Genomic DNA, 15892 nt, shown 5'->3' on the forward strand with positions numbered 1-15892 from the left:
AGCCGCCCGCCGCCACCGGGCGCTAACCTTTCTTCAGCGCGTTCAGTAGCGCCGCCCCCAGCGCGCCGGTTGCATCGCCCTGCGCCTTGGGTGCAGCCTGTTTCGGCCCCCGCGCCGGTTGCGCCTTGGGGCCAGCCTCGCGCTGCGTCTCGCGGGCCGAGACGCCACCGTCCTTGCGCATGGTCAGGCCGATGCGTTTGCGCGGCACGTCCACCTCGGTCACGCGCACCTTGACCACATCGCCGACCCGGACCACCTCGTTCGGGTCCTTGACAAAGCGGTCGGCCAGCTGGCTGATGTGCACCAGCCCGTCCTGATGCACGCCGATATCAACGAAGGCGCCAAAGGCCGCGACATTGGTTACCGTGCCCTCAAGGCTCATGCCGGGGCGCAGGTCCTTGATGTCCTCGATCCCTTCCGCAAAGCTTGCGGTAACAAAGCTCGGACGCGGGTCGCGGCCGGGCTTTTCCAGCTCGGCCAGAATGTCGCGCACGGTCGGCAGGCCGAAGCTCGCATCGACAAAGGCCTCGGCCCGCACCCCTTTCAAGGCCTCTGGCTGCCCCATGATCTGGCGGATGTCGCGGCCGCAGGCGGCAACGATCTTGCGGGCAACGCCGTAAGCCTCGGGATGGACGGCCGAGGCATCCAGAGGCTCCTTGCCGTCACGGATGCGCAGAAAACCCGCGCATTGCTCAAAGGCGCGCGGCCCCAGCCCCGTCACCTTCTTCAGCGCCGCGCGGGATGCGAAGGCCCCCTCGGCATCGCGATGCGCGACGATGTTCTGCGCCAGCGACGGCCCCAGTCCCGCGACATGCGCCAAAAGCGGCGCCGAGGCCGTGTTCAGATCGACGCCGACCGCGTTCACCGCATCCTCGACCACCGCCTCCAGCGTCTTGGCCAATTGGCGCTGATCGACATCGTGCTGATACTGGCCGACGCCGATCGATTCGGGCGGCACCTTGACCAGCTCGGCCAGCGGATCCTGCAGCCGCCGCGCGATCGAGACCGCACCGCGCAGGCTGACATCCAGATCGGGGAATTCGCGCGCCGCCAGTTCGGATGCCGAATAGACCGAGGCGCCGGCCTCGCTGACGATGACCTTCATCGGCGCCTTCACCCCCTGCGGCAGGTGTTTCAGCACATCGGCAACCATGCGCTCGGTCTCGCGGCTGGCGGTGCCGTTGCCAATGGCGATCAGTTCGATCTTGTGGCGCAGGATGGCGGCGGCCAGCGTGGCCTCGGCGCCGCGCAGATCGGATTTCGGCGGAAACGGATACAGGGTCGCCGTCTCGACCAGCTTTCCGGTGGCATCCACCGCCGCCAGCTTGACGCCGGTGCGGATGCCCGGATCCAGCCCCAGCGTCGGGCGCGCCCCGGCGGGAGAGGCCAGCAGCAGGTCTTTCAGATTGCGGGCAAAGACGCGGATCGCCTCGGCATGGGCGCGCGTGCGCAACTCGGTCAGAAGGTCGATATACATGGTGTTCGACAGCCGCACCCGCCAGCACCAGCCGGCGACCTTGCGCAGCCATTGATCGCCGGGCGCGTCGCCCAACCGGCCCAAAGCGGCGCAGACGATGCCCTCGGCCCGGGCGGCGCCGGTTTCCGGCTCGGGGGCGATCTCGACGGTCAGCACGTCTTCCTTGGCGCCACGCAGGATCGCCAGCGCCCGATGCGCCGGGATGGCCGCCCATTTCTCGCCATGGGCGAAATAATCACTGAACTTGGCACCGGCCTGTTCCTTGCCCTCGGCCACCTTGGCCGAGATCACCGCCTCGGCCTGCATGAATTCGCGCAGACGTCCCAGCAGGGCGGCGTTCTCGGACAATTCCTCGACCAGAATGTCGCGCGCACCATCCAGCGCCGCCTTCACATCGGCAACCGTCTCGGACAGATAGCCCGCCGCCAGCGCCTCGGGCGCGGCGCGGCGGTCGTCCTGAATGGCGCGCAGCAAGGGTTCCAGCCCGTTTTCGCGCGCAATCATCGCCTTGGTGCGGCGCTTGGGCTTGTAGGGCAGGTAGATGTCTTCCAGCGTGGCCTTGGTCGCCGCCCCGGCAATGGCGCGGGCCAGATCATCGGTCAGCTTGCCCTGCCCCCGAACCGATTCAAGGATCGCCGCCCGCCGTGCCTCCAACTCGCGCAGATAGGCCAGCCGCTCGGCCAGATTGCGCAGCTGGGTGTCGTCCAGCCCGCCGGTGACCTCCTTGCGATAGCGCGCGACAAAGGGCACCGTCGCGCCGCCGTCCAGCAGCGCGGTCGCCGCCTGCACCTGCGATGGCGCCGCGCCGATCTCGCCGGCGATGGTCTGGGCAATGCGTTGGGCGGCATCCATGCGAGGGCTCCTTCTGATCCGGGCCCTCTGGTCTAGCCCGCCAGCAGCGCAGCGCCAAGACCCGGCCATCACTCGACGCGAAACACCTTGTCGCGCGAGGTCGCACCCCGGATCAGCACCAGCCGCGATTTGGCCACCCCCAGCGCCTTGGCCAGCAGCTTGATTACCGCCGCGTTGGCCTTGCCATCCTCGGGCACCACCGTCACCGTCACGCGCAGCATCTCGCCATCCATCACCACGGCATTGCGCGAGGCACGAGGCGTCACGCGCACCGCGATCTCGGCTCCGGGTTGCGCAAGATGGCTCAGATCGGTCATGCTGCCTTCAAGCGCGCGCGGGACGGAAAATCAATGGCAACCGGCTTTTTTCACGACGAATGGACGCTGTGGCATGGCGGCGGCGACTATGCGCTGACCCTGCCGGTGGGCGGTCTGGTCCAGCCCGGCGCCGGCCTGCCCGAAAGCCCGGAAAGCAAGCGCCGGCTGGTCAATTTGCTGCGCGTCAGCGGGTTGATGCGCGAATTGCACCAGCACTCCGCCGCGCCTGCCGCGCGCGAGGATCTGCTGCGCATCCACCCGGCCAGCTATCTGGACCGTTTCAAGGCGCTTTCGGACGCCGGCGGCGGCGAGATCGGCCATCACGCCCCGTTCCAGAAGGGCGGATACGAGATCGCAGCCCTGTCGGCGGGTCTGGCACAGGCCGCCGTCGCCGCCGTACTGCGCGGCGATCTGAGCAACGCCTACGCGCTGTCGCGCCCGCCCGGCCATCATTGCCTGCCGGATGAGCCGAACGGGTTCTGCCTTCTGGCCAATATTGCCATCGCCATCCAGTCGGCCCGCGCGCAGGGGCTGGCGCAGCGCTTTGCCGTGGTTGACTGGGACGTGCATCACGGCAATGGCACCGAGGCGATCTTTCTGGACGATCCCGACGTCCTGACCATCTCGATCCATCAGGACCGCAACTATCCCCTGGACACCGGCGAGGCCGAGTTGCGCGGGGCCGAGGGGGCCAATATCAACATCCCCCTGCCGCCCGGCTGCGGCGATGCGAGCTACGTCGAGGCCTTTGATCGCATCGTGATGCCCGCCTTGGCGCGGCATCAGCCCGAAATCATCATCGTCGCCTGCGGCTTCGATGCTTCGGCGCTGGACCCGCTGGGCCGGATGCTGGTTTCGGCCACAGGCTTTGCCCGGCTGACCGCCATGGTGCAGGAGGCGGCCGAGGATCTCTGCGAGGGCCGGCTGGTCATAGTCCACGAAGGCGGCTATTCCGAGGCCTATGTGCCCTTCTGTGGCCATGCGGTGATCGCGCAACTGGCGGGATCGGGCATCACTGCCGCAGATCCGCTGGCCGAAGTGATCGCCGCCCGCCAGCCAGAGGCGCGCTGGCGCAACGAGGTCTCGACCTATCTGGCCGAGCTTGCAGAATTATTCGAGGTTTAACGTGCAATATACCGATCCTGAAGCACTTTCCTTTCTTCGCACTCGGCGTTCGCACCCGCCCAAGCTGCTGGGCGAACCGGCGCCGTCACGCGCCGAGTTGATGGGCCTGCTGGAACTGGCCGCGCGGGTGCCCGATCACGGCAAGCTGGAGCCCTGGCGCTTTGCCGTTCTTCAGCGCGAGACGCTGGACCGTCTGGCGCCGATCCTTGCCGAGCATGTCGCGGCGCGCGGCGGCGATGCGGCAGCAGTCGAAAAGGCACGTTCGGCCTTTGGCTCGCCGGTGATCGTAGCGGTGATCTCGGCCCCGGTGGACAGTCCGAAAGTGCCGGAATGGGAACAGTTCCTGTCTGCCGGCGCGGTCTGTCTGGGCCTGTTGAACGCCGCCCTTGCCGCCGGCTACGGGGCGGCCTGGCTGACCGGCCCGGCGGCCGAGCCGGACTTCGCCCGTGGCCATCTGGGTCTGAACTCGGGCGAGCGGGTCGTGGGCCTGATCCATATCGGCCAGCGCGGCGCGACGCCGCCCGACCGCCCGCGCCCCGACATCGCCGCCAAGACGGTCTTCCTGTGACGGTGCTGCACGCGCTGGTGCTGGGCTGGCGCGACCTGCTGCGGCCGCGCATCTTTGGCGTGGTCGCGCTTGGCATCGGGCTGACGCTTGTGCTGTTCGTGGCCTTGCAGGCGCTGGCCTTCTGGAGCGTGCATCTTTGGGCACCGCAAACCGTCACCCTGCCCTGGATCGGCAGCTGGCAGATCAACGATCTGCTGTCATGGAGCACGCTGATCCTGTTCCCGCTGATGTCGGTCTTTCTGATGGCGCCGGTCGCAGCCGGGTTTTGCGGCATTTTCGCCGAACAGGTCGCCGACACGGTCGAGGCCGCGCATTACCCCGGCGCCAAGGGCCTGCCGCTAGGCTTTCTGGACGGGCTTGGCGAATCGCTTCTGGTCATGGGCGCGGTCATCGTGGTGACGCTGGCGACATTGGCGCTGACGCCCTTTATCGGGCCGCTGGCGTCGCTACTGTTCTATCTGGGCAACGGCTGGCTTCTGGGGCGCGAGTTTTTTCAGATGGCGGCGCGCCGGCATCTGCACGCCCCGCAGGCCACCGCCCTGCGCCAGTCGCGCGGCCTGCAGGTGACGGGCCTTGGCGTGCTGGTCGCGGCCCTGCTGACCGTGCCCTTGCTGAACATTCTGGTGCCGGTTCTGGCCGCCACCAGTTTCACTCATCTCTTTCACCTGCTCGACCGGCGGCCCGCCTAGCTGGTCCAGGCCTCCAGATCGGCGCGGGTGATGATGCCGCCCAGAATGATCCAGGCGATCACCGCCCAGATCACCGCCGAGATCAGCGTGGCGAGCAGCATTTTGCGCTTCAGGCGCGGCTCATGCGGGGCGCCGGCGGGGGTGCCGGGCGTCACCGGCCCCGCCTCGGCCTGCGAGCGCTGGCCGATGGGCAGCAGCACGAACAGCACCAGAAACCACAGCACCGAATAAAGCACGATCCCCCCGGTCAGATTCATCAGACCTGCTCCAGCTCGATCAGGCAGCCGTTGAAGTCCTTGGGATGCAGGAACAGCACCGGCTTGCCATGCGCGCCGATCTTGGGCTCGCCATTGCCCAGCACGCGGGCGCCGCTGGCCTGCAGCCGGTCACGCGCGGCCAGAATGTCATCGACCTCGAAACACATGTGATGGATGCCGCCCGAGGGGTTCTTGTCCAGAAAGCCCTGAATCGGACTGTTCTCGCCCAAGGGATAGAGCAGTTCGATCTTGGTGTTGGGCAGTTCGATGAACACCACGGTCACGCCATGGTCGGGCTCGTCCTGCGGCGCGCCGACCTTCGCGCCCAGAGTGTCGGCATATTGCGCCGCCGCCGCCGCAAGATCTGGCACGGCAATGGCAACGTGGTTCAGGCGTCCGATCATCATGTCCTCCGTTTGCGATGTTTTTAGGACGGTCGGCGGCGCGGGGAAAGGAAAACCGGCGCCGTTAACCGCTTCTTAGCCGAATCGCGCGACTCTGGGCTTCAAGGTGATCTTTCCTTGGGGGAATGGTGATGAGCGACGATTTGACGAATGGCCTGACCGACCTGCCCGGCTGGCGGGTGATGCTGCCGAACCGCCCGTTGACCGGCCTGACGCTGCTGGTGGTCGAGGATTCGCGCTTTGCCAGCGAGGCGGTGCGGCTTTTGTGCCTGCGTTCGGGCGCGCGCATCCGCCGCGCCGATACCGTCAAGGCGGCGCTGCGGCATCTGCAAACCTACCGGCCCGGGGCAGTGATCGTCGACATGGGCCTGCCCGATGGCGACGGGGCCGAGGTGATCGCGACCATTGCCCGCACCACGCCGCGCGTGCCGGTGATCCTGGGCACCTCGGGCGATCCCGACCGGCGCGAGGCGGCGATGGCGGCGGGTGCGGACGGTTTTATCGTCAAGCCGATCGAAAGCCTGGCGCAATTCCAGCAGGCGATTCTGGCGGCGTTGCCACCCGAGGCGCGGCCCGGTGGGCTGCGGCTGCTGCCCGATGACGTGATCGTGCCCGATCATGCCGCGCTGCGCGACGATCTGGCCCATGTCGCCGAGGTGCTGACCGCCGCCGATGACACCGATGCCATCGACTATATCGCCCGCTTTCTGGCCGGGGTGGCGCGTTCGGCGCATGATCAGCTGCTGGAGGATGCCGCGACCGCGCTTGCCCGCGACAAGGCGCAGGGCGAGGCGCTGGCGCTGGATCTGGCGCGGATCAGCGGCATGGTGCAGGACCGGCTGGCGGCGGTTCAGGGCAATTGACGCAAGGCGCCGGTCAGCTCTGACAGGCGCAGGCGTTGCCGGCCCTGCCCGTCGAAGTTTCCGGGCGCCAGCCAAGTCTGATGCGCATGGTGCAGATCGGGCCATTCGTGATCAAGGATCGCGAACCATGCTGTGTCCCGGTTGCGGCCACGCACGACCATGTGCTGGCGGAATGTGCCCTCGTAGAGAAAGCCATAGCGGTTGGCCGCCGCAATCGAGGGGGCGTTGCGCGCATTGCATTTCCATTCGACACGACGATAGCCCGCCGCAAAGGCCCAGCCGATCATCAGCGAGATGGCCTCGGTCGCGGCCGGGCTGCGCTGCAGGGCGGGTGCGATCTGGATATGCCCGATCTCGATCACGCCATTGCCCGGATCGATGCGCAGATATGCCGCAAGACCGCCGATACGGCCGCCGCGATGGTCGCGCAGCGCGTAAAAGAACGGATCGCGCAGTTCGGACATGCTGCGCTGCCAGTCGCGATAGATCTCCAGATCCGCAAAGGGGCCGTAGCCCAGATAGTCCCACAGCTGGTCATGTCCGGCATTGGCCTGAAACAGATCCTCGGCATGGTGCGCGGGGTCCAGCCGTTCCAGCGTGACATGCAGGCCCGCGATCAGATCGGGACCAGGCGCGGCGGGCGGCTGAAAACCCGCAACCAGCGCTCCGGCGGGATGGGGGACTTCGGGTAGGGATGGCGACATGAAAACGGCTCGAAGATGGCACGACCCGGCTTGGCGCAGGCCCCGACCAGATCAGCGCAACCCGCCGCACCCGTCAATAGGACCAGCGCCAAGGACGACAGGCCAGAGCGAAGCGGTTGGGTGCAGGGGCAGATCGTCGCGGTGCGCGCGAGCGCAGAGATGACCCTGACGCGCGGGTCAAACCGGGTTGGACACCAAAATAGCCCGATGCTTCGTTGACGCCCTTTCGCTGACTTTGAGGCAAGGAGGCTATGATGAAGCCCATGAAATTTACGGACGAGTTCTTGCGCGATGCAGTCGCGCAGATCACGGAACATGGCTATCTGGCGAAGGAGGTTTCGAAACGGCTCAGGGTAAGCACGCATTCGCTTTACGCTTGGAAGCGCAAGTTCGCAAAACCGGTGTGGGGCGAGGGTGAGAGGGACGCCGAGATCCGGCGGCTGCAGCACGACTGGCGCGGTGTCGGAGGAGCGCGATATCCTGAAAAAGCCACCGCGTATTTCGCAATGCGGCGTGCCTGCGCATCCTGCCAAGTGGATTTTACGCCTAGTTGCAGGGACCAACGAGCAAGCGAGCACGGGAAGACAGGGCCAGACTGAATTGCAGCTGAAGGCTTGAGCCCGAAAGCGGCAAGGACCGTGACTATCACAAGCCGCATGACGATCTGATCGAACAGAGCAAATCATCTGTCCGAACCGGGTGGCACGATTGGCGCAGCAGTCGGGATCAAGGCGCAGATTGGCGGCAAGCGCCACCCTGGCACTTATGGCGGCAAGCCATCAGTTATAGCCGACAACACGCTCGACCGGCATCGAGGCACGGGACAGGGGCTGGATAGCGAAAGGCAGATGGTCCGACAGTTGAACGGCGTTCTGAAAGCCTCCGGTCAAAAACTGCCCTCCGAGGCCGGCGCACTATGAGGATCGGGACGCGCGGATCTTCATCTTGGCAGCAGTCACCGAGCCGACACGCCCACCCCCTGCACAGCCCCGCCAGGAATGGCGCGATCAGCCCAGAATCCTGGGATCCTCGCCCAGCTCCAGCCCCGGAAAGATCGTCCGCTCCAGCACGTCCTGCGGCGTGTTGAACAGACCGCGCATCGCCCAGCCGGCATAGGCGCGGATGTCGCGGGTCGGCATCAGGTCGCGGTCGGCGTAAAGCTGGCCTTCGGCCAGACCCGGCCAGCGGCCATAGGCGCGCCCGCCGCGCAGCGCGCCGCCGGCCATGATCAGCGTCCCGCCAGTGCCGTGATCGGTGCCGCCCGAGCCGTTCTCGCGCACCGTGCGGCCGAATTCGGTCATCGCCAGCACCGTCGTGCGCCCCCAGTTCGGCCCCAGCCCCTGTTTCAGCGCCAGAATCGCCGCCGCCAACCGGTCGAGCGCCCGGCCAAGGATCTGGGGCTGATTGGCATGGCTGTCCCAGCCGGCGATGGAAAAGGCCGCGACGCGGGCCTCGGCATTCAGACGGCTGGCGGCAAAGGCGCCCAGCGAGCTGGCCTCGGCGGTGGCGCCCTTTTCCAGCGCCATCTGGCCGGTTTCGCCGCTGATGCGGATGGCGTCGCTGGCGGCGGTGCGAAACAGCGCGTCATCGTGATAGACATGTTCCAAAAGCATCTGCGCCTGAGGCGACAGCGACAGCGCGGCGCGCGGTGCCCAGCTGAGATGCGCGGCCGAGCCGGACAGGATCTTGAGCTGGTCCATGCCGACCGCATAGGCTGTCTCGGCCGTGGCGCCGGGGGTCGCCTGCAACAGCCGGTTCAGCCAGCCGCCGATGCGCCGGTCCACCGGCAGATCGTTGCCGGTCCCGGCCTCCAGCAGATCCTGACCGTCGAAATGGCTGCGCTTGTCGCGATAGGGTGTCGAGACGGCATGGGCAAAGGCCAGCTCGCCCGATTTCCACAGCGGCAACAGCGGCGCCAGATTGGGATGCAGCGCATAGAACCCGTCCAGATCCAGCGCCCCCGCCGCGGGCCCCGCCGACAGGTCGCGGCGCAGCTTGGCCAGCATCGGGTCGCCATAGGGCTGGATCGCGTCCAGCCCGTCCATGGCGCCGCGCAGGATGATGACGACCAGCCGGTTGTTGGTCGGCAGCGCCGCGAAGGTCATCGAGGTCATGAAGGGATGCGCGGCCGCCGAACAGCCGATCAGCGCAGCGCCCTTGAGAAACAGGCGACGATCAAGGTTCATGGTCCGCTCCTATCGCCGGTTGAAATCATTCGAGGCCAGCACCAGCGCCACGCCCTCGGCCTGACTTTCGGCCTTGGGCACCGCCCATGCCAAGGCCTCGGACTGGGTGCCGCCGAAGGCCGTCTGCATCAGCTCGCGCGGGTCGGGCAGCGGATCGACCAGCCGCCCGGGCATCTGCATCGCCCAGGTGATGCGCGCCGCCAGCAGCTGTGGCGAGACCCAGGCCTCGGCCTCTTCGGGCCAGCCGTCTGGGCCGGTCGGGCGCAGCCACATCTGGCCCATGCGGGTCAGCACATCCATCGTCTGGCCGCGGAGTTGCGGGAATTCCATCGCCGCGATGCGCTCGCCCGGAATGCCAAGGGCGCGAAACCCCGAGACGAGCAGGTCAAAGGGCTGGCGCACCTTGCCACGCAGATTGGCGCCCAGCTCGGGGTGGCGGATCATCACGCGATAGACCTCGGTCAGATGACCGTCGGTTTCGCGCCAGGTCTGCGCCATCGCCTGTACCAGAGCATCCGACGGCTGGTCCGAGACGAAATGCACCGCCAGCTTGCGCGAGACATATTGCGCCGTTTCCGTCCGGCGGGCGATGTCGCGCAGGGCGTTGCGGATATCGTCCAGCCCGCCGCGCCGCATGCCGCCATAGCGCACGCCCAGCACGGTCTCGGCGCCCGGTTCGGCGATGTTCGGATTATAGGAAAAGCCGCCCTTGGCATTGTAGCTGAGCCCGGTCAGCAGCTCGGCCAGCTCGCGCACGTCCTTTTGCGTATAGGGCGCGCCGACGCCCATGGAATGCAGCTCCATCGCCTCGCGGGCGAGGTTCTCGTTCAGGCCAAAGCCCTTGCCGGACTGCTTTTGCGCAAAGACCGAATTCGGGCCGCGGCTGCTGTTCTGATCCAGATAGATCAGCATCATCGGATGGGTTTCGGCGGCAAAGAACATGTCTTCGAACCGCCCGGCCAGATGCGGCCGGATCGCCTCATCGACAAAGGCCAGCGCCAGCGGGTTCTGCGCCGGCCCCTTGGGGCTGACGGTGAAATGATCGGCCCAGAATTGCACCAGCCGCTCGCCAAAGCCGGTCGGATCGTCGACAGCGCGCACCAGCCGCCGCTGCAGGTCGCGCACCACCAGTTGCGACATCTGCTGGTTATAGGCGCGGTATTCCTCCTCGGCCGAGGCGACGCCCTGCTTGCGCGCCTTGGCCAGATCACCCAGCTGCTGGGACATGGCGCTGGCTTCGTCGATGCTGATCGCCTCGGGGCCGGGGCCAGCGTTATCAAGGCCGGCCAGCAACGCCTCGGGCGTCTGCGGCGGCGGCATGAGCGGGGACAGGCCAAAGCCCAACCTGATGGCGGCAAGCTGCGGAAAAGCGGCAGACATATTCAATCCGTGAAAGACCCTTGCCCCGGACTATCGCATGGCCGGGGCAAAAGGTCAGTTCACGCTTTCGGCAGGATGCGGCATTGCAGCGAAAGCCCGCCGAAAGCCGGCAGGGCTTTCGGCGGCACCCCCCGCTTGGCCGGGCGAGCGCCTAGTCCTTGGGCAGGGTGCGCAGGCGCAATTCGCGCATCTGCTCGTTGGTGGGCTCGCTCGGGGCGCCCATCATCAGGTCTTCGGCGCGCTGGTTCATCGGGAACATGATGACTTCGCGGATGTTCTGCTCATCGGCCAGCAGCATCACGATGCGGTCGATGCCCGCCGCGCACCCGCCGTGCGGCGGCGCGCCATAGCGGAAGGCCTTGACCATGCCGCCAAAGCGCTTCTCGACCTCGTCATGGCCATAGCCGGCCAGTTCGAAGGCCTTGAACATGATGTCAGGACGGTGGTTGCGGATCGCACCCGAGATCAGCTCATAGCCGTTGCAGGCCAGGTCATACTGATAGCCCTTGATTTGCAAGGGATCGCCCGCCAGCGCCTCAAGCCCGCCCTGCGGCATCGAGAACGGGTTGTGGCTGAAGTCGATCTTGCCCTCGTCCGATTTCTCATACATCGGGAAATCGACGATCCAGGCGAATTTGAACTGGTTTTCGTCGGTCAGTTCCAGCGCGCGGCCGATCTCGTTGCGGGCGCGACCGGCGACCGCCTCGAAGGTTTCGGGCTTGCCGGCGACAAAGAACACCGCATCGCCCTCGGCCAGACCCAGTTGCAGCCGGATCGCCTCGGTCGGCTCATGGCCAAGCGCCTTGGCGATGGGACCGGCGGCCTCGGTCGAGCCATCCTCGGCCTTGCGCCAGAAGATATAGCCCATGCCCGGCAGACCCTGGCCTTGCGCATAGGCGTTCATGCGGTCGGCGAACTTGCGCGAGCCGCCTTTCGGCGCGGGAATGGCGCGCACCTCGGTGCCGTCCTGTTCCAGCAGCTTGGCAAAGATCCCAAAGCCCGAGCCGCGGAAATGCTCGCTGACCACTTGCATCTCGATCGGGTTGCGCAGGTCGGGCTTGTCGCTGCCGTATTTCAGCATCGATTCCGCATAGGGGATGCGCGGCCAGTTGGCATCGACCGGACGACCGCCGCCGAACTCCTCGAACAGACCCTGAATCACCGGCTGGATGGTGGCAAAGATGTCCTCTTGCTCGACAAAGGACATTTCCAGATCGAGCTGATAGAAATCGGTGGGCGAGCGGTCGGCGCGCGGGTCCTCATCGCGGAAGCAGGGCGCGATCTGGAAGTATTTGTCAAAGCCCGCGACCATGATCAGCTGCTTGAACTGTTGCGGCGCCTGCGGCAGGGCGTAGAACTTGCCCGGATGCAGCCGCGAGGGCACCAGAAAGTCGCGCGCCCCTTCGGGCGAGCTGGCGGTGATGATCGGGGTCTGGAATTCGGTGAAGCCCTGATCCCACATCCGGTTGCGGATCGAGCGGATCACCTTGCTGCGCAGCATGATGTTCTGGTGCAGCGAGTCGCGGCGCAGGTCGAGGAAGCGATAGGCGAGGCGCGTTTCCTCGGGGTAGTCCTGATCGCCAAAGACCGGCAGCGGCAGATCGTCCGAGGGGCCAAGGATCTCGGTCGCGGTCGCATAGACCTCGATCTCGCCGGTGGGCAGTTTGGGATTGATGAGGCTCGCGTCACGCAGCTTTACTCGGCCGTCGATGCGGATCACCGTCTCGGCGCGCAGTTTTTCCAGATCGGCAAAGGCCGGGCTGTCGCTGTCGGCAATGACCTGGGTGATGCCGTAATGGTCGCGCAGGTCGATGAACAGCACGCCGCCATGGTCGCGGACCCGGTGGACCCAACCCGACAGGCGAATGGTTTCCCCGGCATTGGCGGCAGTCAGCTGGCCGCAGGTATGGCTGCGATAGGCGCTCATCGAATTTCCCCTTGTATCAGCCGACGCATGAACCGCGACACGGGCGGGAAGTCAAGCGGATCAGAACGGGCGCACCGCATTGCCCGAATAGAAATACACCCCCATGCCGACGGCAAAGAGCGCGTTGCCGGCCACCGCATGCAGAACCCATGCCGCCGGAAAGCCGAATTTCAGATAGGCGCGGGCAAAGAACCAGCCGCCGACAAAGGTCAGCAAGCTGACCAGCAGCGACCAATACATCAGATGCGCAAAGGCAAAGACCGCCGCGTTCAACGCAATCGCCGCCTGCCCGCCCGGCAGGATCGCCGCATAGCGATGAAAGAACAGCGGCCGGAAAATCAGCTCCTGCGGCAGGGCCGACAGCAGCGGATAGAGCCCCCAGATCATCAGCATGAAGCCCGGCCGTTCGCGCGCCATGTGAAAGATCGCGCCGGGCCGGACCATCCACAGCACCGCCGCGCCGATGGCCGAAGTGATCAGGATCATGCCCAAGATCTCCAGCCAGGGCAGCCGGCCCCAGCCGCGCACCAGCCCGCGCCAGTCAAACCCGCCGGTGCAGCGCAAAAGCACCAGCCCCGCGACGCTGAACAGCGCCAGTGCCGGAAACAGTAGCCGCGTCGGCATGAACAACGCGATGGCCAGCGGCGCCCCGACATAGAGCGCCGCGAATTCAAGCCGCATCCAGGCCGGGGTTATTGCAGCCTCCGGTTCAGCCACATCCGCCATTGCTGCGGCGAGCCAGCAAAGACGTTCAGATCGACGTTGCCCTGAACGCCCGGCACGAGGCCGGTGCCGGTATATTGCCAGAAGCTGTAGGGCTGGCCCGGATAGGTGATGCGCGGATGGCCGGCGACCGAACGCAGCCAGAACTCTTCGGGCCAGCTGGCCAGATTGTTGTCGCGGTAGAAATCGACGGTCGTGTAGATGATCGGACGCTGGCCATAATATTGGTGCAGGATGTCCTTGAAGATCTTGGCCTGTGCCAGAACCTCATCCGCCGGCGGCCGGCGCGGGCAGGTCTTGGACGGCGTCCATTCCAGATCGATCACCGGCGGCATGGCACCGCGTTCGCGCGGCACATGCGAGATGAACCACGACGCCTGCTCGGCCCCCGAGCGGCAGAAGTAGAAGAAGTGATAGGCGCCGCGCGGGATGCGGGCCATGCCGGCCTGCTGCCAATAGGTCATGAAGTTCGGGTCGGCGTGGTCGCCGCCCTCGGTCGCCTTGATAAAGGCGAAGCTGACGCCCGAACGGCGCACCGTGCTCCAGTCGATATTGCCCTGATAGCGCGAGATGTCGATGCCATGCACCGGATGGTCATAGGGATGGCCGCCGATCCATGCATGCGGTCTGCTGTCGCCGAATTGCGGGCCAGTCCCCTGCCCGGCCATCACCGCGCGCCCGCCGCCCTGCCGGCCGCCGCCGCAGGCCGCCAGCGCGGCGACCAGCAATATCATCAACAATCTGCCAAGAAGTCTCATCTGTGCTCTCTGCCCCGTTACGCCTGTGCTTGCGGCGCTTTGCCCCCTTATCGCAAAGAGAGGCGCCTGTGTCACGCGGGGGCGACGGCCTTGGCCCGGTAATTATGCCGCGGCCGGCGCAGGTGGGGCGGTGATCGGAATGGATCTGACCCCGCCCTGGCGGCGGTGATAGTCCTAGATCAATTGATTCTTTGGGGAAACGCCATGCGCAGCCGCCTGCCCGAAATCGGAACGCTCTGGATCGGGCGCGAGCTGCCGCAGATCGAATGGCTGTGCATTTCGTCGATGGTGGCGCAGGGCCATGCGGTCACGCTCTATTCCTATGACCCGCTTGCGGTGCCGCAGGGCGTCACTCTGGCCGATGCCGCGACGATCATCCCGCGCGACAAGGTGTTCACCTACAAAAACACCGGCAGCTACGCGACCTTTGCCGACTGGTTCCGCCTGCCGATGATCGCCCGCACCGGCAAGATCTGGCTGGATTCCGATGCGGCGCTGCTGCGTCCCTTTGTGCCCAAGGACGATTATTTCTTTGTCGGCGGCAAACACCCCTCGTTCGGGCGTTCGGTCAACAATTATGTTCTGGTGGCCCCACCCGACAGCCCCTTCATCACCAAGGCGATCGACCATTTCGACCATCCCGCCCGGTTCCTGAAATACATGGCATGGCACCGCTCGGCCCGATTGGCGCTGAACCGCGCCCTGACCGGATCCTGGGATCTGGGGCAATTCCGCTGGGGCGTGTTCGGCATGGGTTTCTTGACCGATCTGGTGCGCAAATACGGGCTGCAGGCGCAGGTGCATGTCGACGATCCGGCGGTGGTCGAGGGCGTCGAGAAGATTTTCCGCCCGATTCCTGCCGAAGCGCTGGATGCGGTGACCATTGCGCATTTCTTTTCCTCGGGCATCAAGCGCGCCGATCTGGCCCGGCAAACGCCCCAACCCGACTCGATCTTCGAGCGCCTGTGCAACCTTTTTGGTCGGCCCGGAGCATAGGAGTAAGGACCCGATTGCGGTGCCCAGGATCACCCTGCTGGCAGAACCCGACAGTCGCGAGTACCGGCTGACAAGATGGAAGGCCGTATGGCTGCTGAGCGCCGTTCGAGCCCTAAGGCGCAGCGACAGGCATCCGCCACCAAGCGGTTGCCGTGGAAGCCATGAAACCAGAGGCCGCGATGCTCGATTCCGCACCGAAAGCGAACCGCGCAGTACCTTGCTACATACAAGACATTGAAAAATGGCGCACCCAAGAGGATTCGAACCTCTGACCTCTGCCTTCGGAGCAATTTGGGCTGACTATCCGAATTGCACGCTAGGACACGCCATGGCACGATACACCACTGAAACTAATAGACAATTCAGTTTCTCACGCCGAAATTCATATCCGAAGCTTCGCTCTGACTTTCCTCCTGCTGCTTCCGTGGTGCTTCCGCGGAAACAGCAGGTTCACGAAGGAGGCATCGCATAATGGCCAAGCTGACGAAGCGCGTCGTGGACGCGGCAGCAGTCCGTGAGAAGGACTATTTCATCTGGGATGTCAATCGGCATCCAAACGGCCCCCCCGATCGGCGCCCAAAAGTGACCCCTTTGGCGCGCGGTTGAGCAGGCCCGTGGCGGCGTAGCTTTCCAGCTGGCGCAGCCGACGCGGGCCTGCGTTTCGGA

General features: G+C 65.8%; 15 protein-coding genes and 1 pseudogene. 6 read left to right on the forward strand and 10 right to left on the reverse strand.

Annotation, left to right across the window (positions count from 1 at the left end):
• Positions 1-22: 22 nt before the first annotated feature.
• Entirely contained in the window at positions 23-2329 is a 2307-nt protein-coding gene (locus GL279_RS10415; RefSeq protein WP_155064565.1) for a Tex family protein, read from the reverse strand.
• 68 nt (positions 2330-2397) lie between these two features.
• A complete protein-coding gene (locus GL279_RS10420; protein ID WP_155064566.1) occupies positions 2398-2646 on the reverse strand; it encodes a DUF167 domain-containing protein in 249 nt (82 codons plus the stop codon).
• A gap of 33 nt (positions 2647-2679) precedes the next feature.
• Here GL279_RS10420 and GL279_RS10425 point away from each other — a divergent pair, with 33 nt between their 5' ends.
• The 3 genes from GL279_RS10425 to GL279_RS10435 are packed head-to-tail and all read left to right on the forward strand — an operon-like array spanning position 2680 to position 5028.
• Entirely contained in the window at positions 2680-3771 is a 1092-nt protein-coding gene (locus tag GL279_RS10425) for a class II histone deacetylase (RefSeq protein ID WP_155064567.1), read from the forward strand.
• A gap of 1 nt (position 3772) precedes the next feature.
• Complete coding sequence (locus tag GL279_RS10430; RefSeq protein WP_343039776.1) at positions 3773-4339, forward strand: nitroreductase family protein; 567 nt, start codon at positions 3773-3775, stop codon at positions 4337-4339.
• Positions 4336-5028: an EI24 domain-containing protein gene (locus GL279_RS10435; RefSeq protein WP_343039777.1), complete on the forward strand. Its 693-nt coding sequence runs from the start codon at positions 4336-4338 to the stop codon at positions 5026-5028. The genes GL279_RS10430 and GL279_RS10435 overlap by 4 nt, the downstream gene beginning before the upstream one ends.
• On the opposite strand, the gene GL279_RS10440 is transcribed toward GL279_RS10435, so the two are convergent.
• Positions 5025-5285 (reverse strand): DUF1467 family protein, encoded by a 261-nt coding sequence (locus GL279_RS10440; protein ID WP_155064569.1) that lies wholly within the window; start codon positions 5283-5285, stop codon positions 5025-5027. The genes GL279_RS10435 and GL279_RS10440 overlap by 4 nt on opposite strands.
• The gene (gene mce / locus GL279_RS10445; RefSeq protein ID WP_155064585.1) at positions 5285-5689 is read right to left on the reverse strand and encodes a methylmalonyl-CoA epimerase; all 405 of its coding nucleotides are present in this window, start codon (positions 5687-5689) and stop codon (positions 5285-5287) included. The genes GL279_RS10440 and mce overlap by 1 nt, the downstream gene beginning before the upstream one ends.
• A gap of 131 nt (positions 5690-5820) precedes the next feature.
• On the opposite strand from mce, the gene GL279_RS10450 reads away from it, so the two are divergent.
• Positions 5821-6552 (forward strand): response regulator, encoded by a 732-nt coding sequence (locus tag GL279_RS10450; protein ID WP_211371291.1) that lies wholly within the window; start codon positions 5821-5823, stop codon positions 6550-6552.
• Here the strand turns inward: GL279_RS10450 and GL279_RS10455 are convergent.
• Positions 6540-7256, reverse strand: a complete 717-nt coding sequence (locus tag GL279_RS10455; protein ID WP_155064570.1) for a GNAT family N-acetyltransferase — start codon at positions 7254-7256, stop codon at positions 6540-6542. The two genes, GL279_RS10450 and GL279_RS10455, sit on opposite strands and share 13 nt — an antisense overlap.
• A gap of 251 nt (positions 7257-7507) precedes the next feature.
• Here GL279_RS10455 and GL279_RS19415 point away from each other — a divergent pair.
• Positions 7508-8065: pseudogene (locus tag GL279_RS19415) on the forward strand (transposase); the annotation flags it as partial.
• 198 nt (positions 8066-8263) lie between these two features.
• On the opposite strand, the gene GL279_RS10465 reads toward GL279_RS19415, so the two are convergent.
• The 5 genes from GL279_RS10465 to GL279_RS10485 all read right to left on the reverse strand — a co-directional run bounded on the left by GL279_RS10465 (position 8264) and on the right by GL279_RS10485 (position 14230).
• The gene (locus tag GL279_RS10465) at positions 8264-9442 is read right to left on the reverse strand and encodes a DUF1501 domain-containing protein (protein WP_155064572.1); all 1179 of its coding nucleotides are present in this window, start codon (positions 9440-9442) and stop codon (positions 8264-8266) included.
• 9 nt (positions 9443-9451) lie between these two features.
• On the reverse strand, positions 9452-10822 hold the full coding sequence (locus GL279_RS10470) for a DUF1800 domain-containing protein (protein ID WP_155064573.1): 1371 nt from the start codon (positions 10820-10822) through the stop codon (positions 9452-9454).
• Between the two features lie 151 nt (positions 10823-10973).
• Positions 10974-12749, reverse strand: a complete 1776-nt coding sequence (gene aspS / locus GL279_RS10475) for an aspartate--tRNA ligase (RefSeq protein ID WP_155064574.1) — start codon at positions 12747-12749, stop codon at positions 10974-10976.
• 60 nt (positions 12750-12809) lie between these two features.
• A complete protein-coding gene (locus GL279_RS10480; protein ID WP_155064575.1) occupies positions 12810-13475 on the reverse strand; it encodes a CPBP family glutamic-type intramembrane protease in 666 nt (221 codons plus the stop codon).
• Positions 13442-14230, reverse strand: a complete 789-nt coding sequence (locus tag GL279_RS10485; RefSeq protein ID WP_155064576.1) for a glycoside hydrolase family 25 protein — start codon at positions 14228-14230, stop codon at positions 13442-13444. Before GL279_RS10485 ends, GL279_RS10480 begins: the two co-directional genes overlap by 34 nt.
• A 204-nt stretch (positions 14231-14434) precedes the next feature.
• Between GL279_RS10485 and GL279_RS10490 the strand changes: the two genes are divergently transcribed.
• The gene (locus GL279_RS10490) at positions 14435-15226 is read left to right on the forward strand and encodes a glycosyltransferase family 32 protein (RefSeq protein ID WP_155064577.1); all 792 of its coding nucleotides are present in this window, start codon (positions 14435-14437) and stop codon (positions 15224-15226) included.
• Positions 15227-15892: the final 666 nt, after the last annotated feature.

The organism is Paracoccus limosus, from assembly GCF_009711185.1.
In the GTDB taxonomy this organism is placed as follows: Bacteria; Pseudomonadota; Alphaproteobacteria; order Rhodobacterales; family Rhodobacteraceae; genus Paracoccus; species Paracoccus limosus.

Excerpts from the sequence above, each read along its gene's own strand:
- GL279_RS10490 (WP_155064577.1), top strand. The coding sequence starts at position 14,435 with ATGCGCAGCCGCCTGCCCGAAATCGGAACGCTCTGGATCGGGCGCGAG.
- GL279_RS10455 (WP_155064570.1), bottom strand. The coding sequence starts at position 7,256 with ATGTCGCCATCCCTACCCGAAGTCCCCCATCCCGCCGGAGCGCTGGTT.
- GL279_RS10415 (WP_155064565.1), bottom strand. The coding sequence starts at position 2,329 with ATGGATGCCGCCCAACGCATTGCCCAGACCATCGCCGGCGAGATCGGC.
- GL279_RS10450 (WP_211371291.1), top strand. The coding sequence starts at position 5,821 with ATGAGCGACGATTTGACGAATGGCCTGACCGACCTGCCCGGCTGGCGG.
- GL279_RS10425 (WP_155064567.1), top strand. The coding sequence starts at position 2,680 with ATGGCAACCGGCTTTTTTCACGACGAATGGACGCTGTGGCATGGCGGC.
- mce (WP_155064585.1), bottom strand. The coding sequence starts at position 5,689 with ATGATCGGACGCCTGAACCACGTTGCCATTGCCGTGCCAGATCTTGCG.
- GL279_RS10420 (WP_155064566.1), bottom strand. The coding sequence starts at position 2,646 with ATGACCGATCTGAGCCATCTTGCGCAACCCGGAGCCGAGATCGCGGTG.
- aspS (WP_155064574.1), bottom strand. The coding sequence starts at position 12,749 with ATGAGCGCCTATCGCAGCCATACCTGCGGCCAGCTGACTGCCGCCAAT.
- GL279_RS10465 (WP_155064572.1), bottom strand. The coding sequence starts at position 9,442 with ATGAACCTTGATCGTCGCCTGTTTCTCAAGGGCGCTGCGCTGATCGGC.
- GL279_RS10485 (WP_155064576.1), bottom strand. The coding sequence starts at position 14,230 with ATGAGACTTCTTGGCAGATTGTTGATGATATTGCTGGTCGCCGCGCTG.
- GL279_RS10470 (WP_155064573.1), bottom strand. The coding sequence starts at position 10,822 with ATGTCTGCCGCTTTTCCGCAGCTTGCCGCCATCAGGTTGGGCTTTGGC.
- GL279_RS10440 (WP_155064569.1), bottom strand. The coding sequence starts at position 5,285 with ATGAATCTGACCGGGGGGATCGTGCTTTATTCGGTGCTGTGGTTTCTG.
- GL279_RS10480 (WP_155064575.1), bottom strand. The coding sequence starts at position 13,475 with ATGGCGGATGTGGCTGAACCGGAGGCTGCAATAACCCCGGCCTGGATG.